23 protein-coding genes, 2 rRNA genes and 1 other RNA gene are annotated in these 25,681 nt (G+C 74.9%); 6 read left to right on the top strand and 20 right to left on the bottom strand.

All coding sequences use genetic code 11. The features are described 5' to 3' along the window. Positions 1-288: 288 nt before the first annotated feature. The 13 genes from ssrA to AB2L28_RS03010 all read right to left on the bottom strand — a co-directional run bounded on the left by ssrA (position 289) and on the right by AB2L28_RS03010 (position 9,131). Positions 289-654: a transfer-messenger RNA gene (gene ssrA, locus AB2L28_RS02950) on the bottom strand. Between the two features lie 68 nt (positions 655-722). Further along, positions 723-1,193, bottom strand: coding sequence for an SsrA-binding protein SmpB (gene smpB / locus AB2L28_RS02955; RefSeq protein WP_367639161.1), 471 nt, complete (start codon positions 1,191-1,193; stop codon positions 723-725). 42 nt (positions 1,194-1,235) lie between these two features. Then, entirely contained in the window at positions 1,236-2,141 is a 906-nt protein-coding gene (ftsX, locus tag AB2L28_RS02960) for a permease-like cell division protein FtsX (protein ID WP_370717217.1), read from the bottom strand. Continuing rightward, complete coding sequence (ftsE, locus tag AB2L28_RS02965; protein ID WP_370717218.1) at positions 2,141-2,830, bottom strand: cell division ATP-binding protein FtsE; 690 nt, start codon at positions 2,828-2,830, stop codon at positions 2,141-2,143. Before ftsE ends, ftsX begins: the two co-directional genes overlap by 1 nt. A 42-nt stretch (positions 2,831-2,872) precedes the next feature. Then, positions 2,873-3,976, bottom strand: a complete 1,104-nt coding sequence (prfB, locus tag AB2L28_RS02970; protein ID WP_370717219.1) for a peptide chain release factor 2 — start codon at positions 3,974-3,976, stop codon at positions 2,873-2,875. An 11-nt stretch (positions 3,977-3,987) separates the two neighbouring features. Continuing rightward, on the bottom strand, positions 3,988-4,668 hold the full coding sequence (locus AB2L28_RS02975) for an SDR family NAD(P)-dependent oxidoreductase (protein WP_370717220.1): 681 nt from the start codon (positions 4,666-4,668) through the stop codon (positions 3,988-3,990). Positions 4,669-4,687: 19 nt separating this feature from the next. Next, the gene (locus AB2L28_RS02980; protein ID WP_370717221.1) at positions 4,688-5,146 is read right to left on the bottom strand and encodes a pilus assembly protein TadG-related protein; all 459 of its coding nucleotides are present in this window, start codon (positions 5,144-5,146) and stop codon (positions 4,688-4,690) included. Continuing rightward, the gene (locus tag AB2L28_RS02985; protein WP_370717222.1) at positions 5,143-5,550 is read right to left on the bottom strand and encodes a pilus assembly protein; all 408 of its coding nucleotides are present in this window, start codon (positions 5,548-5,550) and stop codon (positions 5,143-5,145) included. The genes AB2L28_RS02980 and AB2L28_RS02985 overlap by 4 nt, the downstream gene beginning before the upstream one ends. Next, positions 5,547-5,963: a TadE family protein gene (locus tag AB2L28_RS02990; RefSeq protein ID WP_370717223.1), complete on the bottom strand. Its 417-nt coding sequence runs from the start codon at positions 5,961-5,963 to the stop codon at positions 5,547-5,549. The genes AB2L28_RS02985 and AB2L28_RS02990 overlap by 4 nt, the downstream gene beginning before the upstream one ends. Then, positions 5,960-6,145 carry a hypothetical protein gene (locus AB2L28_RS02995; RefSeq protein WP_370717224.1) on the bottom strand — a complete coding sequence of 62 codons (186 nt, stop codon included), beginning with the start codon at positions 6,143-6,145 and terminating at the stop codon, positions 5,960-5,962. The genes AB2L28_RS02990 and AB2L28_RS02995 overlap by 4 nt, the downstream gene beginning before the upstream one ends. Before the next feature lie 36 nt (positions 6,146-6,181). Next, on the bottom strand, positions 6,182-7,048 hold the full coding sequence (locus AB2L28_RS03000) for a type II secretion system F family protein (RefSeq protein ID WP_370717225.1): 867 nt from the start codon (positions 7,046-7,048) through the stop codon (positions 6,182-6,184). Continuing rightward, entirely contained in the window at positions 7,045-7,896 is an 852-nt protein-coding gene (locus AB2L28_RS03005; protein ID WP_370717226.1) for a type II secretion system F family protein, read from the bottom strand. The genes AB2L28_RS03000 and AB2L28_RS03005 overlap by 4 nt, the downstream gene beginning before the upstream one ends. Then, entirely contained in the window at positions 7,896-9,131 is a 1,236-nt protein-coding gene (locus tag AB2L28_RS03010) for a TadA family conjugal transfer-associated ATPase (protein ID WP_370717227.1), read from the bottom strand. Before AB2L28_RS03010 ends, AB2L28_RS03005 begins: the two co-directional genes overlap by 1 nt. Positions 9,132-9,262: 131 nt before the next feature. Here AB2L28_RS03010 and AB2L28_RS03015 point away from each other — a divergent pair, with 131 nt between their 5' ends. The 4 genes from AB2L28_RS03015 (at position 9,263) to AB2L28_RS03030 (ending at position 14,975) form a co-directional block, all read left to right on the top strand. After that, the gene (locus AB2L28_RS03015) at positions 9,263-13,150 is read left to right on the top strand and encodes a type VII secretion EssC family protein (protein WP_370717228.1); all 3,888 of its coding nucleotides are present in this window, start codon (positions 9,263-9,265) and stop codon (positions 13,148-13,150) included. Further along, on the top strand, positions 13,147-13,665 hold the full coding sequence (locus AB2L28_RS03020; protein ID WP_370717229.1) for a GNAT family N-acetyltransferase: 519 nt from the start codon (positions 13,147-13,149) through the stop codon (positions 13,663-13,665). Before AB2L28_RS03015 ends, AB2L28_RS03020 begins: the two co-directional genes overlap by 4 nt. A gap of 66 nt (positions 13,666-13,731) precedes the next feature. Beyond that, entirely contained in the window at positions 13,732-14,178 is a 447-nt protein-coding gene (locus tag AB2L28_RS03025; protein ID WP_370717230.1) for an ATP-binding protein, read from the top strand. A gap of 32 nt (positions 14,179-14,210) precedes the next feature. Then, positions 14,211-14,975, top strand: coding sequence for a SigB/SigF/SigG family RNA polymerase sigma factor (locus tag AB2L28_RS03030; RefSeq protein WP_370717231.1), 765 nt, complete (start codon positions 14,211-14,213; stop codon positions 14,973-14,975). A 7-nt stretch (positions 14,976-14,982) separates the two neighbouring features. Here the strand turns inward: AB2L28_RS03030 and AB2L28_RS03035 are convergent, their stop codons facing one another. Next, positions 14,983-15,390, bottom strand: coding sequence for a hypothetical protein (locus tag AB2L28_RS03035; RefSeq protein ID WP_370717232.1), 408 nt, complete (start codon positions 15,388-15,390; stop codon positions 14,983-14,985). Between the two features lie 393 nt (positions 15,391-15,783). Here AB2L28_RS03035 and AB2L28_RS03040 point away from each other — a divergent pair, with 393 nt between their 5' ends. Continuing rightward, complete coding sequence (locus tag AB2L28_RS03040; RefSeq protein ID WP_179753353.1) at positions 15,784-16,032, top strand: WhiB family transcriptional regulator; 249 nt, start codon at positions 15,784-15,786, stop codon at positions 16,030-16,032. 75 nt (positions 16,033-16,107) lie between these two features. Here the strand turns inward: AB2L28_RS03040 and AB2L28_RS03045 are convergent, their stop codons facing one another. Both AB2L28_RS03045 and AB2L28_RS03050 read right to left on the bottom strand, forming a co-directional pair. Next, positions 16,108-17,610 carry a sensor histidine kinase gene (locus AB2L28_RS03045; protein WP_370717272.1) on the bottom strand — a complete coding sequence of 501 codons (1,503 nt, stop codon included), beginning with the start codon at positions 17,608-17,610 and terminating at the stop codon, positions 16,108-16,110. 46 nt (positions 17,611-17,656) lie between these two features. Next, the gene (locus tag AB2L28_RS03050; RefSeq protein ID WP_370717233.1) at positions 17,657-22,591 is read right to left on the bottom strand and encodes an NAD-glutamate dehydrogenase; all 4,935 of its coding nucleotides are present in this window, start codon (positions 22,589-22,591) and stop codon (positions 17,657-17,659) included. A gap of 98 nt (positions 22,592-22,689) precedes the next feature. On the opposite strand from AB2L28_RS03050, the gene AB2L28_RS03055 reads away from it, so the two are divergent. Then, positions 22,690-23,190, top strand: coding sequence for a DUF2505 domain-containing protein (locus tag AB2L28_RS03055; RefSeq protein ID WP_370717234.1), 501 nt, complete (start codon positions 22,690-22,692; stop codon positions 23,188-23,190). A gap of 6 nt (positions 23,191-23,196) precedes the next feature. Here the strand turns inward: AB2L28_RS03055 and AB2L28_RS03060 are convergent, their stop codons facing one another. The 4 genes from AB2L28_RS03060 to AB2L28_RS03075 all read right to left on the bottom strand — a co-directional run. After that, positions 23,197-23,724: a DUF6912 family protein gene (locus AB2L28_RS03060; protein WP_370717235.1), complete on the bottom strand. Its 528-nt coding sequence runs from the start codon at positions 23,722-23,724 to the stop codon at positions 23,197-23,199. Between the two features lie 2 nt (positions 23,725-23,726). Further along, positions 23,727-24,461, bottom strand: a complete 735-nt coding sequence (locus AB2L28_RS03065; RefSeq protein ID WP_370717236.1) for a hypothetical protein — start codon at positions 24,459-24,461, stop codon at positions 23,727-23,729. A gap of 854 nt (positions 24,462-25,315) precedes the next feature. After that, positions 25,316-25,432 (bottom strand): 5S ribosomal RNA (gene rrf, locus AB2L28_RS03070). A gap of 133 nt (positions 25,433-25,565) precedes the next feature. Further along, positions 25,566-25,681: ribosomal RNA gene (locus AB2L28_RS03075) — 23S ribosomal RNA — on the bottom strand; the annotation flags it as partial.

Here is a 25,681-nt window from a genome sequence, read left to right on the forward strand (position 1 = left end):
CCGGCCGGGTGCAGCACGCGGTGGCGACCCCGGGGGCCGGCACCCGGGGGGCCTGCGCGGGGACCGTGGACACGGCCACCGGCGCGGTGGAGACGGCGAGCACGGCCCACGGCCGGCGGGGCGAGAGTGCTCGCGCGCGGCCGGGCAGCTCCCCGGCGGCTCGGTCACGGCGGCTCGGTCACTCACGGCGGTGGCCGAGCACCGCGCGAGGACCCCGGGGACCGCCTCGCAGCGCGCCGGGGGACGAAACACGTCCGCCCGGGGGCGTACGCCCCCGGGCGGGTGGAGTGGTGGAGATGGCGGGAATCGAACCCGCGTCCGTCAGCGTGGTACCAGGGCTTCTCCGGGTGCAGCCTGTTCAGCGGTCTGCTCGGCCCCGATGCTCACACAGGCATGTCACCGCCGGGCCCAGCCGCGTTGGATGTCCCTCTCACGTACGCGACCTCCGTGAGAGGTGAGCCCCCTAGCTGATGCCAGGACCCGGGGCGGGAGCACACCCGGGCTGACAGAGTCGCACTCGCTCAGGCGGCGAGGGCGAACTCGGTGCGCTTGGAATCGGCACCTATTGGTTTGCATGGATCGTTGACGAGATGACCATGCATCCTCGACCCGCTTCCCCTGGCTCGACGACCAACGTCGAAACCTGTCATCCCCTTGTTGAGTTGTGCGTCCAGCTTACCGTGCAACGGCGCGGACGTCGCACGTGTTCCCGTGACGCCCCGTCAGCGGTTCTGGCGGTACGACATGGCGCGTTCGGCCTCGCGCCGGTCCTGGCGCTCGCGCAGCGCGTGCCGCTTGTCGTAGTTCTTCTTGCCGCGCGCCAACCCGATCTCGACCTTGACCCGGCCGTCGACGAAGTACAGCGCCAACGGCACGATCGTCAGCCCCGACTCGCGGACCTTGCCGGCCCACTTGTCGATCTCGGCGCGGTGCAGCAGCAGCTTGCGCTTGCGGCGCGGCGTGTGGTTCGTCCACGTCCCCTGCACGTACTCGGGGATGTGCACGCCCTCGAGCCACATCTCCCCGCGGTCGATGTGGGCGAACCCGTCGACCAGGGAGGCCCGGCCCATCCGCAGGGCCTTGACCTCGGTGCCCATGAGGCTGACACCGGCCTCGTAGACGTCGTCGATGAAGTAGTCGTGGCGCGCCTTGCGGTTGCTGGCGATGACCTTGCGCCCCGTTTCGCGCGGCACGTCGTCCCTCCTGGGTCCTGGCTCGGTGGTGAGCCCTCCAGTCTAGACCTTGAGCCAGCGGCGCAGGCTGAACAGGGAGGCGATGATCGCGAAGACGACCCCGACGACGATGATGACCGGTCCCGTCTGCGTGAGCACGTCGGAGGTGTCGATGAGCCGCGTGGTGAACCCGGGCCGGTTCTGCAGGCGCGAGACCCCGAAGTTCACCATCGCCCACAGCGCCCCGGAGGCGAGGAGCCCCCCGATGAGGCTGGCCACCACGCCCTCGAGGACGAACGGCAGCTGGATGAGCGCGCGCGAGGCCCCGACGAGCCGCATGATCGTCGTCTCGCGGCGACGGCTGAACGCCGTGAGCCGGATGGTCGTGGAGACGAGCATCATCGAGCACAGCAGCATGAGCGCGGCGAGGCCGAGCGCGATGTTCGTCGCGACGTCCAGGACGGTGAACAGGGGCTGCAGGATGGCGCGCTGGTCGGGCACCTCCTCCACCCCGGCCGCGGTCTCGTAGTCCGCGCTGAGCTCCCGGTACTGCTGGGGGTCGATGAGGCGGATGCGGAAGGACTCCGGCAGCTGGTCGGCCGTGAGGTTGTCCGTGACCGCCGGGGTGGACTGCTCCCTGAAGTTCTCCAGCGCCTGCTGCTGGGACTCGTAGTAGACGCGCTCCACGCGCGGGTCGGCCTGCAGCTGCTCGCGCAGGGCGTCGCGCTGGGCGTCGGTGATCGCCCCGCCCGGGCAGCGCTCGGACAGCGAGGTGTCCCCGCAGAGGAAGATCGAGACCTGGACGCGGTCGTACCACTCGCCCTTGAGGATGCCGACCTGCTTCTGCACGAGCAGCCCGGTCCCGAAGAAGAAGAGCGAGACCATGGTCACCAGCACGACGGCGACCGACATCGTGAAGTTGCGGCGCAGGCCCGTGGCCATCTCGCCGAGCACGAACCCCAGGCGCATCAGCGGCCCGACCCGTAGACGCCGCGGTCCTCGTCGCGCACGACGCGGCCGTCGCGCAGCTCGACGACGCGCTTGCGCATCTGGTCGACGATGTCGTCGTCGTGCGTGGCCATGAGAATGGTGGTCCCCGTGCGGTTGATGCGGTCCAGCAGCTTCATGATCCCGACGCTCGTCTCGGGGTCGAGGTTCCCGGTGGGTTCGTCGGCCAGCAGGATCGCGGGCCGGTTCACGAACGCGCGCGCGATCGCCACGCGCTGCTGCTCACCCCCGGACAGCTCGTGCGGGCGACGCTTCTCCTTGCCGCCCAGGCCGACCAGGCCCAGCGTCTCGGGGACGGTCTGGGCGATGACGTGGCGCGGCTTGCCCAGCACCTGCAGGGCGAAGGCGACGTTCTCGTAGACCGACTTGTCGGCCAGGAGCCGGAAGTCCTGGAAGACGACGCCGATCTGGCGCCGCAGCTGCGGCACCTTCCACGACCGCATCCGGCCGACGTCGCGGCCGTTCACCTGGACCGCCCCCGAGCTCGCCTTCTCCTCCTTCAGCACCAGCCGCAGGAACGTGGACTTGCCCGAACCCGACGGCCCGACGAGGAAGACGAAGTCGCCCTTGTCGATCTGGAGGGTCACCTCGGCGAGCGCAGGGCGGTGCCCCTGGCCGTAGACCTTGCTGACGTGCTCGAAGGTGATCATCACTCCCACCCTACGGTCTGTTGCTCAGCGTGAGCGTCGGGCTCAGGCCTCGCGCTGGCGCCGCCAGCGGATGCCCGCGTCGAGGAAGCTGTCGATCTCCCCGTCGAACACGCCGTCGGTGTTGCCCACCTCGAAGCTCGTGCGCAGGTCCTTGACCATCTTGTACGGCTGCAGGACGTACGAGCGCATCTGGTTGCCCCACGAGCCGGAGTCCTCGCCTTTGAGAGCGTCGAGCTCGGCCTGGCGGTCCTGGCGGGCCTTCTCCAGCAGCTTGGCCTGCAGGACGCGCATCGCGGCGGCCTTGTTCTGCAGCTGCGACTTCTCGTTCTGGCAGGTCACGACGATGCCGGTCGGCAGGTGCGTGAGGCGGACCGCGGAGTCGGTCGTGTTGACCGACTGCCCGCCCGGCCCCGAGGAGCGGTAGACGTCGACGCGGACGTCGTTCTCGGGGATCTCGATGTGGTCGGTCTCGGCCACCACGGGCAGGACCTCCACACCGGCGAACGACGTCTGGCGCCGGCCCTGGTTGTCGAAGGGCGAGATCCGCACGAGGCGGTGGGTGCCCTGCTCGACGCTGAGGGTGCCGTACGCGTAGGGCGCGGCGACCTTGAACGTCGCCGACTTGATGCCGGCCTCCTCGGCGTAGGAGGTGTCGTAGACCTCGCTCTTGTAGCCGTGGCGCTCGGCCCAGCGCAGGTACATGCGCATGAGCATCTGCGCGAAGTCGGCGGCGTCGACACCCCCGGCCTCGGCGCGGATCGTCACGAGCGCCTCGCGCGGGTCGTACTCCCCCGACAGCAGGGTGCGGACCTCGAGCTCCTCCAGGGACCTGCGGATCCCGGCGAGCTCCTCCTCGGCCTCGGCCAGGGAGTCGGCGTCGTGCTCGGACTCGGCCAGCTCGACGAGCACCTCGAGGTCGTCGATGCGCCCGCCCATCCTCTCGATGCGCTCCAGCTCGGCCTGCACGGCCGACAGGCGGCTCGTCACGCCCTGGGCGGTCTCGGGGTCGTCCCACAGGTCCGGCGCCGCGGCCTGGTCGTTGAGGTCGGCCAGCTCCTTGCGCAGGCCCTCGAGGTCCGACACCTCCCGGATGGACGCGTACGTCGTGCGGAGGGCGGAGATCTCGGCGGGGAAGTCGATGGCCACGACCGACGAGTCTACGACTGCCGCGACGACGCGAAGGCCCCCGACGGCAGCTCCCGCTCACCCTCGGTGATCGCCCGCAGGACGCGGTCGGCCACGGCCCGCGGGTCCAGGCCCGCCGGCAGCTTCGGCGCCGAGCCCGCGAGGGGCCGGGTGGCCAGGCCCGTCTCGGTGTGCGGCGGGCGCACGTCGATGACCCGCACCTTCGAGCGCTCCTCCCTCGCCAGGGCCGTCACGAACGCCGACAGCGCCGCCTTGGCCGCCGAGTACGGGGCCATCCCGGCCTGCGGGCGCTCGGCCACCACGGCGGTGACGACGGCGGCGAACGCGTCGTCCCCCTCGCGCAGGTGCGGCACCGCGGCGCGCAGCAGCCGGACCGGGCCGATGGCGTCGGCGAGGAACAGCTCGTCGAGCAGGTCGTCGTCGGCCTCGACGGCGGGACCGAAGGCGACGACGCCGGCCGCGTGCACGAGGCCGTCGAGCCGGCCGAGGTGGGCCACGGCCTCGGCGACGAGACGCTCGGGCTCACCGGGCAACCGCAGGTCGGCCGCCACGGCGTGCGTGCCCTCGATCTGCGGGGCGCTCCGGCCGCTCACCACGACCCGGGCACCGGCGGCCAGCAGACCCTCCACCAGGGGCCGGCCCAGTCCGCCGCCCGCACCCGTGACCAGGACTCCCGCGCCCGCAAGCTCCACGGCGCCCACGGTGGCACGCTCACCGCAGGTCGGCCACCGCGGTGGACCGGGCCACCAGGCGGACGCGGGCCAGGCCCGCGGGGACGAACGCGGCGAAGGGCGGGGTCGTCACCCGGACGAGCTCGACGCGCGCCGTCCGGCCGTCCGCGGTGCCGGTGCCCGCCCCGACCTCGACCCCCGGCCCGTGCGCGGCGACGTACGCGGCGACGCTGTCGCGGACCGACGCGCGGGTCAGGAGCACGGTGCCGTCGTCGCCGTCGTCGTGGTCACCGGCGTAGTAGCGCTCCTCGTCGAGGGCGTCGGCGGCGTCGCGGGCCGCCGCGTCGGACAGGGCGTACAGCTCCTTGCGCTGCAGGTGCACCGCGGAGGCGGACGTCACGACGAGGACGAAGACGGTCGCGAGCAGACCGAAGGCGAGGGCCAGCAGCGTGATCCGGCCCTCGTCACCGCCGGGTGGCCCGGGGGTACCGGCGGTCACGGCGCGAACCGGTCGGCGACGGCGACGCGGCGGACGCTCACGGGGACCCGCAGCGGGACGACGTCGCGCGCGAACGCCGGCACGAGCGGCAGCGGCACGTCGACCCGGACGGTCGCGGCGACCTCCGCCTCCGGGGTCCGGCACGGGTCGGCGGTGCAGGTGACGGCGAGGTCGGCTGCGGCGGCGGGCAGGGCCTGGTCGGTGACCGCGAGCGCCACCGCGGCCTGCGCGTCGGCCGGGGGTGCACCGGCCGCGACGAGGCGGGCGGCCTCGCCGGCGCCCGAGCCGGCCGCGAAGGTCGCGGCCTGCACCCGGCCCAGCGTCAGGACGAGGTAGACGAGGGGGACGAGCAGCAGGACCCCGACGGCCAGAAACTCCACGGTGGCGCTGCCCTCGTCCTTCACGGCCCCACCGCCGGTCCCTGCGCGGGGGCCTCCACCAGCGCGTGGCCGTGGACGGTCAGGGCGCCCCCCGGTCCGAGCAGCCCGAGCACCGGCAGCGGGGCCACGACCCGCACCTCGACGACGGGCGCCGTCCCGACCCGCACCACGCGGGCCGTGACGTCGCGGGCGAAGCGGGGCGAGAGGGAGGCGGCGAGGAGGTCACGGGTCCGCTGCGCGCCGTCGGCCGGGGCGTTGCCCCGCAGGGCGCCGAACCGCGCTCCCTCCCCCGCGCCGTCGGCGACCGTGGCCCGCACGTGCTGGACGACGGCGAGCTGCACGACGGCGGCGAACAGCAGCGAGAGCAGCCCGGCGACGGCGGCGAACTCGGCCACCGCCGACCCCTCGTCGCGGGCCTGCGCGGGCTGCGGCCTCACAACTGGGTCACGACCGCGTCCATCGCGGTGGTGAACAGAGCGGCCAGCCGCGGACCGGCGACGGCCCACAACCCGACCACGAGGCCGGCGGTCATGATCGTGACGAGCACCCAGCCGGGCACGTCGCCCCGGTCGTCCCTCAGGTCCAGCCGGGTGGTCGCGGTCTTCAGGTCCTGCAACACGGTGTTCTTCTCCTGTCGGTGTGTGTCGTGCGGTTCTCAGTGGTCGAGCTGGAGCTGGGCCAGGCCCGGGTAGACGGCGAAGACGACGACGGTCGGGAGGATCCCGAAGACGACGGGCACGAGCATGCGGACCTCGGCCCGGCCCCCGGCCTCCGTCAGACGGCGGTGCTCGGCGTCGCGGGCGTCGGCCGCCTGGGCGCGCAGCACCTCGGCCAGCGGGCTGCCCGCCTCGACGGCGACGCAGACGGCGTCGACGAACCGGGTGAACGGCGGGACCTGCCACCGGCCGGCCAGGGTCGTGAGCGCCTCGAGCAGCGGGGTGCCGGTCCGGACCCGCGCGAGGGCGCCGCGCAGCCCCTCGCACAGGGGTCCCCGTCCCGCGGAGACCCGCTCGAGGGCGGCGGTCACGTTCTCGCCGGCCGCGACCGACAGCGCGAGCAGTTCGGCCACCGCGGGCAGCTCGGCGACGAGCTCGGCGCGGCGACGACGGACCGCGCGGTCCAGGACGGCGTCCCGGGCGAGCACCCCCGCGCAGGCGCCGACGACCATCGCGGCGAGCACCGCCGGCGGGTTCCCGCCCGCCACGGCGAGCGCGAGCACGACGGCGAGGACCGTCGCGGCGCACGCCCACAGGACTTGTTCGGCGCGGTGGCCCGGGGCCCGGTCGGCGCCGTCGCCGGCGGGGTCGAGGACGGCGAGCCGGCCGGCCACCGCGCGAGCGGCGCCGAGCCGCCCCCCGACGGCGGCGGCCAGGGACCGCACCCGGTCCCGCGCGGGTGCGGACCCCCGCCCCAGGTACGGCAGCACCCGGGCCTCCAGCTCGACGCGGCGCCCCAGCGGGACCCCGGCGAGCACCAGCAGGAGGCCGGACCCGGCCAGCAGCCCGAGCAGCGCCCCGGTCACGCGAGCACCCGCCGGGGGGCGGGGAGCCGGCCCAGGCGCAGCATGAGCCGGTAGGAGCCGGCCGTCAGCGCCGCACCGCCGGCCAGGACGAACGCCCCGATGGTGTCGGCGAAGGCGGTCAGGGTCCCGGGGCGGGTGGCGAGCAGCGCCAGGACGATCCACGGCGCGGCCACCGCCAGGCGCGCCGCCGAGACCGTCCAGCTCTGCCGGGCCTGCAGCTCCCCACGGGTGCGGGCGTCCTCGCGCAGGTACCCCGAGAACGTCCGCAGGGTCGCCCCGAGGTCGCTGCCCCCGACCTGCCGCGTCATCCGCAACGTCGCGGCGAGCCGGTCGAAGACGGGGTCGGCGAGGTCCTCGCGCAGCCGTTCCAGCTCGGTCTTGAAGGCGCCGCTGGCCCGCTGCGCCGCGGCGAAGCGCGCGAAGGCCGGCCGGGACCGCACCGGGCCCCGCACGGCGAGCGCGGCCACCGCCTCGGGCAGGGTGGCGCCCGCGCGGACGGAGGCGGTCATCGCGTCGACGGCGTCGGGCCACTGGGCGGCGGCGTCCTGCTCGCGGCGGCGGGCCCGGGCGCGCAGCAGGGACACCGGTGCCCACCCGGCGGCGAGGCACGCACCGGCGCCCAGCACCGGGACGGTGCTCACGGCGAGCGCGACCGCCCCGGCCACGGTCCCGGCGATCAGGCAGACCAGGGGCAGCGCGGCACCGGGAACGTCCGGCCAGCCGGCGGCGTCGAGCAGCGCGCGGACGCGACGGCGCGGCCGCCGCACCCTCGGCGGGCGGGTCCAGCACGACCACCACACGCAGAACAGCCCGACGCCGAGCAGGGCGCCCACCCGGACCCCGTCCATCAGCACGTCCCCAGCAGGTCGGTGAGGTCGAACCCCGCCCGCTCGAAGCGGTCCCGGTGCGGGGGCCACCCGGCCCCGCGCACGAGTTCCCCGCCGCGGGTGCAGAACACCTCGGCGGTCTCCACGACGCCGCCCTCGACCCGGCCGGGGACGGCCAGGACCTCCCGGACGCGCCGACGGCCGGCGGGGTCGAGTTCGGCGTGGACGACGAGGTCGAGGCTGGCCGCGACGGCGGGCACGACGAAACCGCTCGTGACGTTCTCCCCGGCCAGCAGCGGCAGCGTGCACATCTTCGCCACGGCGTCGGCCGCGGAGTTCGCGTGGACGGTCGCGGCTCCGGGGAGCCCGGAGTTCAGCGCGATGAGCAGGTCCAGGCTCTCGGCCTGGCGGACCTCGCCCACCACGAGGCGGTCCGGGCGCATCCGCAGCGCCTCCTTGACCAGGCGCCGCAGCGGGATCTCCCCGCGTCCTTCGAGGTTCGGCTGCCGGCACTGCATGGCGACGACGTCGCGGTTGTGCAGCTGCAGCTCGAACACCTCCTCGCACGTGACGATGCGCTGGTGCGGGGGGACGGCGGCGAGCAGGCAGTTCAGCAGCGTCGTCTTCCCGGCCTGCGTCGCCCCCGAGACGAGCACGTTCAGCCCGGCCGCGACCGCGGCGGTCAGGAACCTCGCGGCGGGGGCGGTGAGCGACCCCAGCCCCACGAGGTCCTCGAGCCGGCGGGCGCGCACGACGAACCGGCGCACGTTCACCGCCCAGTGCCGTCGCGTCACGTCCGGGATGACGACGTGGACGCGGGAACCGTCGGGCAGGGACGCGTCGACGAACGGGGAGGAGAGGTCGACGCGGCGGCCGCTCGCGGCGAGCATGCGTTCGACGAGTTCGGCGACGGTGTCCTCGTCGAGGATCGTGGTCGTGAGTTCGGCGACGCCCCCGCGGGCGACGAACACCTTGCCGGGTTCGTTGATCCAGATCTCCTCGACGTCCGGGTCGTCGAAGTAGCGTTGCAGCGGACCGAAACCCGAGACCGCCGCGACGACCTCGCGGACCGCGTCCTGCCGGTCGGGCAGACCCGGCAGGGAACCGTCCAGGGAGCGCAGGTCGTAGTCGAGGACGACGGCGTCGACGAGGGAACGCAGTTCGGCCGCGTCACCGCGGAAACTCCCGGCCGCGATGCGGCGGCGCACCTGCGCCCGCACCTCGTCCTCCACCAGCCGCACCGCGTCCACGCGCACCTCCCCCTCCGTCGGCCTGGAGCACGGTAGGGGAAACCGCGGATCGGCGTTCGGGTGATGTGGACAACTCCTCCCCGTGCTCCTGTGGACGGCCGCGCCGTCGAGCCGGCGGTCCGTGCGAGGCTCCGCCGGTGCCGTTCCGGATGACCGTGCTGGGGGTCGACGTGCTCGTGGAGGTCCCCGCCGGGACGACGCTGGCCGAGGCCCGGGAGGAGTTCGAGGAGGTGACCGGGCCGTGGCCGCGGGACTGGCCGCGGGCGTGGGGGCTGGACGCCGGAGCGGTCCTGGGGTTCCCCCCGCTGCTGGCCGGGACACGGTGGCCACCCCCCACCCGTCCTGCCGGGTCCGCCGACGTGGAGCTCCTCGTCGCCGCCGGACCGGACGCCGGGACGGGGTTCCCCCTCGCGCCGGGGCGGCACGTGGTCGGCCGGGACGGGACCGGCACCGGGGTGGTGCTCACCGACCTCTCGGTCTCGCGCCGGCACGCCGAACTCCGTGTCGACTCCCCCGGGACCTGCACCGACGTGACGGTGCGCGACCTCGGCTCGCTCAACGGCACGCGGCTGCTGCGGACGGGCGGCGCCGACCCCACCGGTGAGGAGTTCCTCCTCGCCCCGGGGTCGTCGTTCGCCGTCGGTGACACCGTCCTGCGCCGCGGGCCGGTGACGGTGGCGGCCGCCGCCGTGCAACCGGACGGGCAGGGGCACCTCCTGGTGAACCGCCCACCCCGGCTGCTCGCCGAACCCGACGTCCGCACGTGGCGCTGGCCCGCCGACGCGCCGGGAGCCGACGCGCCCGGCCCGCCCTGGCTCGGGCTGCTCGTGCCGCTGGCCGTGGCGGTGGTCCTCGCGCTCGTCTGGACGCCGCTGTCGCTGCTGCTGGGTCTGGCCTCCCCGGTGGTGGCGGGGGGCCAGTGGTGGGGTCAGCGCCGCCGGCACCGGCGGGTGGCCGCGCGGGCCGCCGCCGAACTGGCCGCGGCGCGCGCGGCGGTCCGCCGCGAGCACGGTGAGGCGCTGCGGCGCGAGACCACCTCCCGGCGCGAGCGCCACCCCGGCGCCGACGAGGTGCTGGCCGAGGTGACGGGCCGGGGCGACCGGCTGTTCCGCCGGCGCCCCACCGACCCCGACCACCTGACGATCCGCGTCGGTCTCGGGGAGGTGGCCTCGTCCACGGCCTCGGTGCGCGAGGACGCCGGACCCGCGTCCCGGCTCGGGGACGTCCCCGTCGTCCTGGACCTCGCCGCGGGGGCGGTCGGGGTCAGCGGGCCCGGCGACCGCGTCGCGGCCGCCGTCGGCTGGTGGCTGGTGCAGCTGGCGGCGTGGCAGTCCCCGGCCGACGTCCGCCTGGTCACGGGACCGGAGTGGGAGTGGACCCACCCGCTGCCGCACCACGAGGGCCCGGCGGCCGACGGCGACCTGCTCGCCGGCCCCCTCGCCGAGGTGCGGGCCCGAGCGGGTGGCCGTCCCGGCCCGGCCCTGGTCGTCGTGCTGGACCCGGTCGCCCGGTGGCACGCCGACGCCCGGCTGACCGAGCTGCTCACCGACGGGCCCGGGGTCGGGGTGCACACCGTGTGCGCCGGTGCCGAGCCCGCCGAGCTGCCCCCGGCCTGCCGCAGCGTCGTCGACCTCGGCGCGCCGGTCCCCGTCGTGCGGACCGCCGGTCGGGACCACCCGTTCCGTCCCGACGGCGTCACCGAGGAGTGGGCCGACGACCTCGCACGGGCCGCCGCCCCCCTGCGCGACGCCGGGACGCCCGCGGCGGACGCGCTGCCGGTCGACGTCCACCTGCTCGACCTCACCGGCCGCCCCGACGCCGACACCCTCCGCCGGGTCTGGGCCGACCCGCCGCCGGGCCTGCCGGCCGTCGTGGGGGCCGACGCGGCCGGTCCCGTCGTCGTGGACCTCGTCCGCGACGGTCCGCACACGCTGCTCGCGGGGACGACGGGGGCCGGCAAGTCGGTGCTGCTCACCACGCTGGTGCTCGCCCTGGCCCTGCGGACGCCGCCGGAGGGGCTGCAGTTCGTCCTCGTGGACTACAAGGGCGGCGCGGCCTTCGGCGGCTGCACGGGGCTGCCGCACGTCGCGGGGCTGGTCACCGACCTCGACGACCAGCTCGCCGCCCGCGTCCTGCGGAGCCTGCGGGCCGAGGTGCGCCGCCGCGAGCGCGTGCTGGCGGCGGCGGGAGCGGCCGACGTGGCCGCGCTCGAGCCCGGGGTGCTGCCGCGGCTCGTCGTCGTCGTGGACGAGTTCCGCGTCCTGTCCCAGGAGGTCCCCGAGTTCGTCGACGGGCTCGTCCGGCTCGCCGCCGTGGGGCGCTCCCTCGGCGTGCACCTCGTCCTGGCGACCCAGCGGCCGGCCGGTGTGGTGAGCCCGGAGATCCGGGCGAACACCGATCTGCGCCTGGCCCTGCGCGTGCAGGACCGCGCCGACGCCGAGGACGTGGTCGGCGATCCGCGGCCCGCGGCGTTCACCGTCCCCGGCCGGGCGCTGCTGCGGTCGACGACCGCGGGGGTGCGCCCGTTCCAGGCCGCCCGGCTGCGCGGTCCGGCGCGGCGGGCGGTGACGGTCGAGGCGGTCGACCCGTTCGTCCCGGCGGTCCCCGCCCGGGCGGAGGTCGACGAGCTGCCGGCCCTGGTGGAGACGGTCCGTGCCGCTGCGGCCGGCCGGCGCCGGCCGCCGGCCCCGTGGCTGCCGCCGCTGCCGGAGGTCGTCGGACCGGAGGACCTCCCGCGGTCGGCGGGCGAGGGTCTCGCGTGGGGTCTGGCCGACCGGCCCGAGCGGCAGGACCGCGCCGTCGTGCGCTGGGACCTGGACGCCGGGTCGCACCTGCTCGTCGTCGGCGGGGTCCGCAGCGGGCGCACCACGCTGCTGCACCGGCTCGCCGTCGAGGCGGGCCACCGCCCGGACGTCGAGGTCCACGTCCTGGACGGCGGCGGAGAGTTGCGCGCCCTGGCCGGGACCGGCGGAACCGGCTCGGTCGTCGGGCGGGAGGAGGTGTGGCGGGCGGGCCGGGTCCTTGAGCGGCTGCAGGCCGAGGTCGACGCCCGCCGGGCCGCCCCCACCCCCGGTGGGCTGCTGGTGCTCGTCGTCGACGGGTGGGAGTCGTGGTCGGCGGCGCTGGCGGCGGCCGACCCCGTCACCGGCACGGACCCCCTGCTGCGGCTGCTGCGCGAGGGGTCCGGGGCCGGGCTGCGGGTCGTGGTGGCCGGTGACCGGCAGTGCCTGACGGGGGCCGTCGCGGCCACCGCGGGCCAGGTGGTGCTGCTGCGCACGGCCGACCGTGGGGACGCGAGCCTGCTCGGGGTGCGCCCGGCGGAGGTGCCGCGCGCCGCCGTCCCCGGCCGGGGGCTGCTCGTCGCCGACGGCCGGGCCACCGAGGTGCAGGTCGCGCGGCCCCGCGAGCCCGGTCCGCCCCGCCCGACCCGGCTGTCGGTGGCGCCCCTGCCGCGGCGCTGCCCGGTGCCCGCGCCGAGCCCGGCGGGGCTCGTCCTGGGCCGCGGCGGCGACGACGCCGGGCCGGTCGCGGTGGCCGTGGACCCCGTGCTGCTCGTGGCCGGTCCGGCCGGCAGCGGCCGGACCACCGCGCTGCGGGCCCTGGCGGCGCAGGACCCGGGCAGCGTGTGGGCGCGGTCGGCGGACGCGGGGACCGTGCGGACGGCGCTGGCCGAGGGCCGGCTCGTGCTCGTCGACGACGTGACCCGACCGTTGCCGGTGGCGACGGAGGAGGCGCTGGTGGGTGCGTTGCAGGACGGGCGGGCGGCCCGCGTCGTGGTCGCCGGCGACGGGCAGGAGCTGGCGGGCAGCTTCCGGGGCGTGGCGGCGGTGGCCCGCACGCTGGCCCGCACCACGGTCCTGCTCGGCCGTGCCGACCGCGTCCCCGCCGACGTCCTGGGTCGTCGCCCCGTCCTGGCGCCCGGTCCGGGCCCGGGCGCGGGCTTCGTGGTGCTCGACGGGGTCTGGACCAGCGTGCGGGTCGGCCTCGCCGACTCCGCGGCGGACTGCCCTACCGTGGTCGGGTGACCTCCCCGACGCCCCGCGCGACCCTGCGCACCGCGACCCCCGAGGACGGGGCCGCCATCGCGGGGCTGGTCCGCGAGCTGGCCGAGTACGAACGCGAGCCGGACGCCGCGCAGGCGACGGCCGAGGACTTCACCCGGGCCCTGCAGCCGGGCACCGGCATCGGGTGCGTCGTGGCGGAGGTCGAGGTGGACGGTCGGCCCGAGGTGGTCGGCATGGCGCTGTGGTACACGACGTTCTCCACCTGGCTGGGCCGGCAAGGCATGTGGTTGGAGGACCTGTACGTGCGGCCCGAGCACCGCCGAGGCGGCATCGGGTCGGCGTTCTTCGCCGAGCTGGGGCGGATCTGCACCCAGCGGGGCTTCGGGCGGCTGGAGTTCTGGGTGCTGGACTGGAACAGTCCGGCGCACGCCTTCTACCAGGCCCTGGGCGCCCGTCCGGAGGACGACTGGACCGTCTGGCGCCTGGACGGCGAGCGGTTGACGACCCTCGGCGGTGATGCCCCGATCGTGACGTGACGTAGTCGCGCTTGTACGTTGAGCATCAGCCCGACAGCGAACCCGGCCCCGAAAGGATCCAGTCACGTGTCGACCCCCACGACCGGTGAACCGGCCGGCGACCCGCCCGCGGACGCCTCCACCGACCTGGTGGAGCTGCGGGTGCCGGCCGACCCGGCCTACCTGACCGTCGTGCGCACCGCGAGCGCCGGGTTGGCCGCCCGTCTGGACCTGACCCTCGACGAGATCGAGGACCTGCGCATCGCCGTCGACGAGGCGTGCACGCTGCTGCTGGGCCCGAGCCCGTCCGAGGCCGACCTCGTGGCGACCTTCCGCCTCGGGGAGGGGTCGCTGGAGGTGGAGGTGCGGGGACCGGCCCGCGAGCTGCCCGAGCGCTCGAGCTTCGCCTGGGCGGTCCTGGAGGCCCTGGTCGGGGAGGTCTTCACGGGGACCTCGGCCACCGGGGCCTGGATCGTGCTGCGGCACAGCAAGACGTCGGGCGCGCCGCTCGGCGTGGTCGCGGGGGTCGGGTGAACGGTACGTCGCACCGTTCGCCGGCGCGGGACGTGCCGGCAGCGCGCGGGGGCGAGCACGACGCCGACACCCCGCTCCTGGAGCGCATGGCCTCCCTCGCTCCCGACGACCCCGAGCGGGCCCGCCTGCGCGAGCAGCTGACCCGGCGCCACCTCCCCCTCGCCGAGCACCTGGCCGCCCGCTTCGCCGGCCGGGGGGAACCGCAGGACGACCTCGCGCAGGTCGCGACCATCGGCCTGCTCAAGGCCCTCGACCGCTTCGACCCCGCGCGGGGGGTGCCGTTCGGCGCCTACGCGGTGCCGACGATGCTCGGTGAGATCAAGCGGCACTTCCGCGACCGCGGCTGGGCCATGCGCGTCCCGCGCCGGGTGCAGGAGGCCGGCCGCCTGCTCGCCGACACCCGCGAGGTGCTCACGCAGGAACTGGGCCGCGCCCCGACGGTGACCGAGCTGGCCGAGCGCACCGGCCACGACGCCGACGACGTCGTGGAAGTGCTCGAGGCCGCCAACGCCTACTCGACCGTCCCGCTGGACACCGGGTCGCCGTCCTCCCCCGCCCTCGCGCTCGGCGAGGACGACGCGGCGCTGGAGAGCGTGGAGAACCGCGAGGCGCTGCGCCCGCTGCTGGCGGCGCTGCCCGTGCGCGAACGCCGGATCCTCGTGCTGCGCTTCGTCCGCGGGATGTCGCAGTCGCAGATCGCGGCCGAGGTCGGGATCTCGCAGATGCACGTGTCGCGGCTGCTGAACCGGACGCTGGCGCGGTTGCGCGAGGGCCTCGGCGACGTCGACGGGGCCTGAGGGGCCGTCAGCGGCCCACCTCGGCCGAGACCGCCGGCAGGAACAGCCCGATCCCCACGGCGACGGCCGGCAGCACGAGCAGCGCCCCCAGCCACGGCGACCCGCCGGTGAAGGCCGGCAGCCCGGCCGCGATCTGCAGGACCTGCCACACGAGGAGCGGCGAGCGCGCCCACGTCGCGCTCCGGAGCAGCCCGTGGGCGCACAACGCGATGCCCGCGGCGAAGGCGACGGCGAGCACGACGACCGAGACGACGGCGAGCGGTGCCCGCGAGCCCTCCACGAGCAGCCCGTGGACGAGGTAGCCGGCACCGACGAGCAGGAGCAGGGCCTCCAGCCCGACGACCGCGGCGACGGCCGTCAGCAGTGGCGGGCGCGGGCGACGTGTCGCAGCCTTGGACGCGGGGACGGACGGCACGGGAGCACGGTACGGCAGGGCGGCGGGGGCATCCCCGCACCGCGGCTGCGCGTCCCCCGACGGAGGGTCACCGCACGGCGTGTCGACGGGGGCGCGCCGGAGGAGCGCGGATTACCGGGAGGGGTCTGCCGTGTTACGAGCGTGTGACGTACTCGACATGCGTTCCTCACGATCGACCCGGCCCCACCTCTTGTGGAAGCGCGCACGAGATGTGACTCTGGATCCCGACGCGATCCCCGACACACGTCGCCACCTGGGAAGTTGCAGGTGGCGATCACGTGTCCCGGCACCGCCGGCGTTGCCGGTGCTCAGGGATCCCGCGTGTCCAGCTCGTTTCCACGAGGTTGACACGCGTGTCCTGAGACCGAACACGCGAGAAGGAGTGGAACACCCATGGACTGGCGCCACAATGCCGCCTGCCTCGACGAAGACCCCGAACTCTTCTTCCCCATCGGGAACACGGGGCCCGCAATCCTGCAGATCGAAGAGGCCAAGGCCGTCTGCCGCCGTTGCGACGTCGTCGACTCCTGCCTGAAGTGGGCGCTGGAGACCGGCCAGGACGCCGGTGTGTGGGGTGGCATGAGCGAGGACGAGCGCCGCGCGCTCAAGCGCCGCGCCGCGCGCGCCCGTCGCGCGAGCTGACCCCGGCACCACGTCAGCGAGGCCCTCGACCGTGTTGGTCGGGGGCCTCGTTGACGTGGCGACCCGGTCGTCGGCTCAGTTGCGGACGCTGCCGATCTGGGCGACGTCGCGCCGCACGCGCAGGTCCAGCCGGACCTCGGTGCCGCCGGACTCGCTCGCCCCGAACTCCATCCGGCCCCGCAGCTCCCCCGCCACGAGCGAGCGGACGATCTGCGTGCCCAGACCGGAGCTGCCGACCTGGAAGTCCGCCGGCAGCCCGACCCCGTCGTCGCTGACCACGACCTCGATCCGGTCGTCGGCGGTGTGCTCGACCTTCACCACGACCGTCCCGGCCTTGTCGGATCCGAAGCCGTGCTCGACGGCGTTCGTCACCAGCTCGGTCAGGACGAGGGCCAGCGCGGTGGCGTCCTCCTGCCGCAGCTCGCCGAACCTGCCCTCGCGGACGGTGCGGACGCGTTCGGCGTTCTCCATCGCGACCTCGGCGGCCATCATGAGGCAGCGGTCGAGGACCTGGTCGAAGTCGACGTTCTCGTCGATGCCCTGCGACAGCGTCTCGTGCACCGTGGCGATGGTGGCGACCCGGCGCATCGCCTCCTGCAGCGCCGACCGACCCTCCTCCGAACCGATGCGCCGCGACTGCAGCCGCAGCAGCGCGGCCACGGTCTGCAGGTTGTTCTTGACCCGGTGGTGCACCTCGCGGATCGTCGCGTCCTTGGTCATCAGCTCGCGCTCGCGGCGGCGCAGTTCGGACACGTCGCGCACGAGCAGCAGCGCCGCGACCCGCACCGCCGCCCCGTTCTCCTTGCGCGTCAACGGGATCGCCCGCATCGACAGGGTCGCCGCGTCCGTCTCGAGGTCGGTGCGCCACGGGGCACGCCCGGTGACGACGAGGGGCAGCGACTCGTCGACGGGCAGGTGGGAGGCGGCCAGCGAGCTGGAGATCTCGGCGAGGTTGGCCCCGACGAGCTCCCCGATGAGCCCGGCCCGGTGGAACGCCGACAGGGCGTTCGGGCTGGCGTAGGTGACGACCCCGTCGGCGTCGAGGCGCAGCATCCCGTCCCCGACGCGCGGGGCCCCGCGGCGCGGGCCGGTCGGGGCGGCCGTCTGCGGGAACTCCCCCGCCGCGATCATGCGCGTGAGGTCGTCGGCGCACTTGACGTAGTTCAGTTCCAGGCGGCTCGGCGTCCGCGACGTGGCCAGGTTCGTGTGCCGGGCCAGCACGCCGAGGACGACGCCCTCGCGGACGACCGGGATGGTCTCCTCGCGCACGGGGACGTCGTCGTCCCACTCCGGGTCGCGTCCGCGCAGGCTGCGGGCCTCGTCGAACGTCGTGTCCACCTGCGGTCGCCGGCCGCGCTCGAGCAGCGCCCCGACGACGTCGTCGTAGTGGACGGTCGGGCCGGTCGTGGGGCGGCAGTGCGCGACCGCCACGAAGTGCTGGCGGTCGGCCGCCGGGACCCACAGGACCAGGTCGGCGAAGGACAGGTCCGAGATGAGCTGCCAGTCGCCGACGAGCAGCCGCAACCACTCCGCCTCCGCGCCCGAGATCGCGGTCTGGGAGTGCAGCAGGTCCGACATGGTGGGCACCGCACGAGCGTACGGGCCCACCACCGGCGGACCCCGCTCAGCCCGCCCGCAGGACGGTGCGCAGGGCCCGCAGCCCCACGGACAGGGCCGCGAGGTCGCCGGCGCCGGGTTCGCCTTCCAGGTCGGTCATCGTCTGCTGCGCGCGGCGCACCGCCGGAGCGTGCGCGGTCTCCCACGCCTGGACGGCGTCCGCCGCGTCGACGGGGGCACCGCCGGGCACCTCGGCGACCACGGCCGCGGTGAAGTCGCGCACGGCCGAGTACAGGTCGTCCCGCAGCGCCGCCCGGGCCAGGGACTGCCACCGGTCGCTGCGCGGCAGGGCGGCGATCCCCTCCAGCACCGTGGTCACGCCGTAGCGGCGGGACAGCTCGTACCAGACCGCCGCGATCTCCTCGACGCCGCGCCCGCTCGCGGCGGCGACCTCCACGACGTCCAGCAGGGGGAAGAGCGACAGCAGCGCCACCGTCCGCAGCGCCTCGTCGGCCGGCACGCCGCGCTCGGTGAACCACTCCGCCTCCGACTGCAGGGTCGCGGAGTCGTCGAGGTCGACGATCGAAGGCGCCAGCCGGGCCACGGCGGGGGCGAACCGGTCGATCTCGGCGGCCACGTCGATCCCCTCGGGCCGGGTGTGCAGCAACCAGCGCACCGAGCGGTCCAGCAACCGCTGGTGGACCTGGCGCATCCGCGACTGGGCGTACGCCTGCACCTGACCGTCCAGGGCCTCCACGGCCGCAGCGCGCTCGGGCAACCCGAACACCTCCGAGGCCACGACGAAGGCCCGCACGACGTCGGCCGGGTCCGACCCCGTCTCCTCCGCGGCGCGGAACGCGAACGTCAGACCACCCGTCCCGACGACGTGGTTGACGAGGACCGTGGTGGCGATCTCCCGTCGCAGCGGGTGGTCGTCCAGGTGGTCGCCGAACCGTTCCCCGAGCTCGGCCGGGAAGTACCCGCGCAGCGTCGAGGCGACCCACTCCTGGTCCGGCAGCGCGCTGTCCAGCACGGCGCGCCCGAGGCTGATCTTGGCGTGGGCGATGAGGACGGACAGTTCCGGCATCGTCAGCCCGCCGCCCTCGCGCGCCCGGCGGTCCAGCTCGGTCGACGACGGCAGGGCCTCCAGCCTCCGGTCGACGTCCCCGGCGCGCACGAGCACGTCGAGGAACCTCCGGTGCGCCGGCAGCAGGCCGGCAGCGAAACTCCCCTCGACGCTCAGCACGACGTTCTGGTCGTAGTTGTCGCGCAGCACGAGCCGGCCGACCTCGTCGGTCATCCGCAACAGCGTCTCGTCCCGGTCGGCCGGGTCGAGCTGACCCTGGGTGACGAGGTGGTCCAGGAGGATCTTGATGTTGACCTCGTGGTCGCTGCAGTCGACGCCGGCGGAGTTGTCGATGGCGTCCGTGTTCAGCTTGACGCCCGCACCGCCGGCCCCGGACTGCGCCGCCTCGACGCGCCCGCGCTGGGTGAGGCCGAGGTTGCCGCCTTCACCGACGACGCGGACGCGCAGGTCGCGGCCGTCGATGCGGATGGCGTCGTTGGCCTTGTCGCCGACGTCGGCGTGCGATTCCGTCGAGGCCTTGACGTACGTGCCGATGCCGCCGTTCCAGAACAGGTCGACGGGGGCGCCCAGGACCGCCTTGAGCAGGTCGACCGGCGACATCGACCGCGTCCCGGGTTCCAGACCGAGGCGCTGCGCGACCTGCGGGCTGATCGGCACGGACTTCGCGGTGCGCGGGTGGACGCCCCCGCCCTCGGAGATGAGGGAGGTGTCGTAGTCGGCCCAGGACGAGCGCGGCAGCGCGAACAACCGCGCGCGCTCGGCGTGCGAGACGGCCGGGTCCGGGTCGGGGTCGAGGAACACGTGCCGGTGGTCGAACGCCGCGACGAGCCGGATCTGCTGCGAGAGCAGCATCCCGTTGCCGAAGACGTCCCCGCTCATGTCCCCGACGCCCACGACCGTGAACGGTTCGGAGCGGGTGTCGTGGCCCAGTTCGCGGAAGTGCCGCCGCACGCTCTCCCAGGCCCCGCGGGCGGTGATGCCCATGGCCTTGTGGTCGTACCCGACGGACCCGCCGGAGGCGAACGCGTCCCCCAGCCAGAAACCCCGGGAGACGGCGATCTCGTTGGCGATGTCGGAGAACGTCGCCGTCCCCTTGTCGGCCGCGACGACGAGGTAGGAGTCGTCACCGTCGTAGCGGACGACGTCCACGGGCGGCACGGTGGTGCGCACCCCGTCCACGCGCCGCAGATCGTCGGTGATGTCCAGCAGACCGGCGATGAACGTCCGGTAGCAGGCGATGCCCTCGGCCCACCACGCGTCCCGGTCCACCGCCGGGTCCGGCAGCTGCCTGGCCACGAAACCGCCCTTGGCCCCGGTGGGGACGATGACGGCGTTCTTGACGATCTGCGCCTTCACCAGCCCCAGGACCTCCGTGCGGAAGTCCTCGCGCCGGTCCGACCAGCGCAACCCGCCGCGGGCGACCTCCCCGAACCGCAGGTGCACGCCCTCCACGCGCGGTGAGTACACCCAGACCTCGGCGTGCGGGACGGGTTCGGGCATCCCGGCCACCAGGCGCGGCGAGAGCTTGAACGACAGGTGGGGGTGGGGCTCCCCGTCGGGGCCGTCCTGGTAGGCGTTGGTGCGCACGACGGCCTGCACGACGGACAGCAGGGCGCGCAGGATGCGGTCGGCGTCCAGGCTCGCGACGCCGTCGAGCGCCCCGCGCGTCTCCTCGGCGAGGGCGTCGACGAGTTCGGCCCGCTCGTCCTCGTGCCCCGGCCGGGTCGGAGCGAACCGGGCCTCGAAGAGGCGGACGACCAGCCGGGTGATGCCCACGTCGCTGAGCAGGCAGTTCGCCACGTAGTCCAGCGAGTACGCCAGACCCACCTGCCGCAGGTAGCGGACGAGGGCGCGCACGACGGCGACCTGCCGCCACGTCAGCTGAGCGACCAGGACGAGGCGGGCGAGGCTGTCGCTCTCCGCACGCCCCGACCAGGCCGCCGCGAACGCCTCGGTGAAGCGGGTGCGGGCCGCGACCGGGTCGGCGTCCAGGTGCCACACGTCGACCGGCAGCCGCAGGCCGACGTCGTCGACCCACACCCGGCGGCCGTCCTCCCGGGTCAGCTGGTGCGGCCGTTCGTCGGTCACCTCCACGCCGAGGTCGGACAGGACGGGCAGGACGGCGCTGAGGGTGACCGGGCTCGTCCGGTAGCTCGTCAGCCGCCACGTGCGGGGCTGCTCGGGGTCCTCCCGCAGGTCGAGCAGGGGCAGGTCGGTGTCCTCCCCGGAGCGGTCGAGCAGCTCCTCCGCGCGCTGCAGGTCCGCGACGGCCCGGTCCACGGGGACGGAGGCCCGGTACCCGTCGGGGATGCCGCCCGCCCAGCGCCGCACGAGCGCGGCCCCGGCGTCACCGGCCCGGCCGCGGGCGTCGTCGACGACGTCGTCCTCCCAGGAGCGGGCCGCGCGCGCGACGTCCGCCTCGAGCTGGGAGACGTCGACGTCGGTGAGCTCCTCGCCCGGCCGGGCGCGGACGACGACGTGCAACCGGGCCAGGACCGATTCGGAGACCCGCAGGGTGTGCTCGACGGACCCCCCGTCGAAGGCGTCCTGCAGCAGCGACTCGATGCGGGCACCGACCCGCGTCGTGTACCGGTCGCGGGGCATGTAGACGAGGCAGGACATGAAGCGGCGGTAGTCGTCGCGGCGCAGGAACAACCGCGTCCGGCGCCGCTCCTGCAGGCGCAGGACGGCCAGCGACGTCTCCAGGACCGTGTCGACGTCGGACTGCAGCAGCTCGTCGCGGGGGAACGTCTCCAGGATGCTCAGCAGGTCCTTGGCCGAGTGCCCGCCCGAGCCGAACCCGGCGCGCTGCAGGACCTCGGTGGCCTTCTCGGCCACCACGGGGACGCGCTTGACGGAGTCGGTGTAGGCGACGGAGGTGAACAGGCCCAGGAAGCGGAACTCCCCCGTGACCCGGCCGTCGGCGTCGAACTTCTTGACGCCGACGTAGTCGAGGAACGACGGCCGGTGCACCGTGGCCTGCGCGTTGGCCTTCGTGACGACGAGCACCTGCGGTTCGGTCGCCTTCTCCCGCACGGGCCCGGACAGCTTGCGCTCCCGGGGCCCGGGCCGTCCGGGGCGCTCGCCGAGGACGCCGAGGCCCGTGCCGGCCCGGGCGACGAGCAGGACGTCCTCGCCCCCCTCGGCACCCCCGGAGGTCGTGAGGTCGTACTCGCGGTAGCCGAGGAACGTGAAGCGGTCGTCGGCCATCCAGCGCAGGAACCGCTCCGCGGTCCGCAGCTCGGCCTCGGCGATGCCCTGGGGCGGGTCGATCTGGAGGGCGTCGGCGATCTGCAACGCCCTGGCCCGCATGGGCTGCCAGCCGTTGACGGCGGCGCGGACGTCGTCGAGGACCCCCTGCAGGCTCGACAGCAGCTCGGCGTCGGCCTCGGGTCCGGGGGCGGCGTCGACCTCGATGCGGATCCACGACTCGGCCGGTTCCGACGGCGGGGCCGTGCTGACGTCGTGCAGGTCCTCCAGGGCCCCGTCCGCGGCACGCCGGGCGGCGAGCCGCGGGTGGACGAGGAGGTGGATGGCCCGACCGGCGCGGGTCAGCGCGGAGGTGAGGCTGTCGACCAGGAAGGACATGTCGTCGGTGACGACCTCGATGGTCGAGCGTCCCTCCCCGGAGCCGGAGGACGGGCCGTCGACCACGCGGACGAGGGTCGTGCCCGGACGGCGGACCGCACCGCACCGCACGTGGGAGGCGACGGCCGCGAGCAGTTCGGCCGGTGCGCGGTCGGCGAGGTCGTCGGGCGCGGTGTGGGCGAAGTAGTCCAGCAGCAGCCGCTCGACGGCGGTGCCGGCCGACAACGCCTCGGGCATCCCCTCCCCCCAGCGGTCGTCTCGGGCGCTGGAGGCGGCTCGGACGAGCTCACGGACGCTGCCGACGGGGGCCGAGGAGGAGGCGGGCATCAGTGCTCCGGGTCGCGGGTGGATACGCGCTGCCAGCCTAGTGGCGAGCCCGCGCGCTCCGCAGGGCGACGCGCGACCGGCCCCCTAGAGTGACGCCCGTGCCCACCCCGTTCTCGGAGCAGACGCGGTTCACCGCGCCACCGGCCACCGTGCACGCGGTGCTCGTCGACCCGGCCTTCCTGCGCGCCCGCGCCGAACGCTCCGGAGCCCTCGAGCACACCGAGTCCGTCACCGCGGACGGCGAGGTCGTCGTCGTCACGAGCGCCCGGACGGTGAGCACGGACGTGCTGCCCGCCGCCGCCGCCCGCTTCCTCGGCGGCACGGCGGTCGTCGAGCAGGTGGAGCGCTGGCACCCGGCGGCTACGGACGGCAGCCGCCGGTCGCACCTGACCTTGACGATCCGCAACGCCCCCGTGACGCTGACGGCGTCGTCGGTCCTGGCACCCGAGGGGCCGGGCAGCGTCCACACCCTCGACGGCTCGCTCGACGTGCGGGTCCCGCTGCTCGGCGGGCAGGTCGAGCGGGCCGCCCTGCCGGGCCTGCTGCAGCTCGTGCGGTCGGAGTCGGCGCTGGCGCAGGAGTGGTCCACCGGGTCGTGAACCGGCTCAGGGGCCGACGCTGAGCAGGATCGGCAGCTCGCGCGCGTCGTACCAGAGCAGGTCGTGCCCCTCGCAGGCCTCGACCGTGAACCGGGCGTCGTCGTCACCGGCGTCGGCGGCGGGCAGCGCGGCGACCGCCGCACGCACGTCCGCCTCGGCGTCACCGTCGTCGACGTGCACGCTGGCGAGGTCGTCGAGCGTGAGCGCGACGGTGAGCCGCACCCGTGAGCGCTCGGGAGCCGCCCAGCCGGTGCGCTCCACCTCGACGGCCGCGTCCGGGACGTCGAGCGCGAGGACCACCCGACGAGGTGCGGTGCCCGCGGTCTGCGCCGCCAGCAACCGGACCGACTCCCCCGCGGCGTCCGTCATCGCCACGTACTCCAGCTCCTCCTCCAGGTCGCGCGGGTCGGCGTCCGCGTAGTAGTCCCGGAGGGTGGGCGTCACGGCGTGCACGGTGACCGGCGCCACCGCGAGCTCTGCGGCGTCGGCGAGGCGGGCCAGAGCGGCGAGCGTCGTCGGCCAGTAGACGCGCACGGTCAGCGCCCGTCCGTCGCGTCGTCCCCGTCGTGCGGCTGGTCGTCGCGGGCCTCGTCGGTGGTGTCGTCCTCGTCGTCCCACACCTCGTCGAAGACGATCCCGTCGATCTCGTCGAGCCGCTCGGCGGCGTCGGTCTCACCGTCGGCGTCCGCCTCGGCGGCCTTGACGAGCCAGTCGCGGGCCTCGCCCGCGCGCCCGACGGAGATCAGCGCGTCGGCGTAGGCGTACCAGAGCCTCGCGCGCCAGGGAGCGCGGCTGTTCGTGCGCAGCTGCGGGACCTGCAGCGAGACCACGGCGGCGTCGTGCTGGCCCAGGTCGTGCCGCGCCCCCGCCGCGACGATGAGCATCTCCACCTTCGCGGGCGTGTCCAGCCCAGCGACCTCGGGCGACGTCGCGAGGTCGAGCGCGCGCTCGGGGCGGCCCAGACCGCGCTCGCAGTCCGCCATGAGCGGCAGGTAGCCGTCGTCACCCGTCATGCGGCGGACGGTGCGCAGCTCCGCCAGGGCTTCACGGAAGTGGCCCGCCTTGTACGCGGCGATCCCGGCGGCCTCACGGACGGCGGCGATGCGCCCGCCGCGCTTCTGCGCCGCGAGGGCGTGCTGCCACGCCGCCTCGGGGTCGACGTCGACGAGCTGACCGCTGGCGACGAGGTGCTTGGCGACGACGTCGGCGCTCTCACCGGCGAGGCTCTGCAGCGCACGACGGACGTCGGGGGCCAGCTCCTTGCCCGTCACACCGTCCGGGATGCGCGGGCCGACGGGACGCGGCGGACGGGACTCCCGTCCACGGTCGGCCCCGGCGGAACGGACCGGCCCGCGGTCGGTGCGACGGGGGCGTTCGTCCCCGCGCTGCGGGCGGTCGCGGAACGGGCGGTCACCGCGATCGGGACGCGACCCCCGGTCCGGACGGCTCCCACCACCACGCGCACCGGGACGCTCCCCCGAACGGGCGTCGCCCCGAGGACCACCGCGGGAGCCGCTGCGGGCCTCGTCGCGGGGGGCGTCGCGGCGGAACGAGTCACGCTGCGGGCGGTCGGAGCGCAGGCGGTCTTCGCCGCCGCGTGGACGGTCCTCCCGGCGCGGTCGCGCGTCGTCGCGACGCGGACGTTCCGCACGGGGCCCGCGGTCCTCCCAGGGGCGGTCAGCACGACGGGCGCGCTCGTCCCGCTGGCGGTCACCGTAGGAACGCTGGACACGATCCCCCTGGCGCGCCGAGTCGTGCACCGGTCGACCAGGACGCTGGTCCTCCCCCTGGGACGAACGACGAGGACGGTCACGCTCGTACCGGTCTGCGCGCTCACCCCGGTCGGGGCGCTGCGGACCGTCGGAACGACCAGGACCACCGGAGCGGAAGCCGCCGGAACCACCACGGGCACCGCCGGTCGGACGACGCTCGCCGTTCCCGCGACCGCGCGAACCTGCTTCTGCCATGCCGATCTCCCCACCGCCGCGCTGAGCACGGTTGTCCTCGTCACTGTTCACGTTGAGCTCGCCGAGCGAGCGGTCCAGCGTCTCACACGAGCCGGACACGACGATGGGGAGCGACCTCCTCGCGGAGGTGCTCCCCATCACCCTCATCAAAGATGAGTGGCCGGCGGTGTCCTACTCTCCCACCCAGTCTCCCGAGCAGTACCATCGGCGCAGGTGGGCTTAGCTTCCGGGTTCGGAATGAGACCGGGCGTTTCCCCACCGCTATGACCACCGGACCACATAGGCCAGGATCGAACTAGAGTTCTCTCCCGAGAACCACACAATGGACGCGAACACTCAAGCAGTGTCATCAATGTTTGTCACACTCGCCTCACACCACCCACCACACTTGGTGGCAGCTGGTGCGTAGTAGACAAGCGATCGGCCTATTAGTACCGGTCAGCTCCACAACTCGCTAGTCGCTGCTTCCACACCCGGCCTATCAACCCCGTCATCTCCAGGGAGCCTCCCACCCCAAAGGGGCA

The organism is Kineococcus mangrovi (assembly GCF_041320705.1).
GTDB lineage: Bacteria > Actinomycetota > Actinomycetes > Actinomycetales > Kineococcaceae > Kineococcus > Kineococcus mangrovi.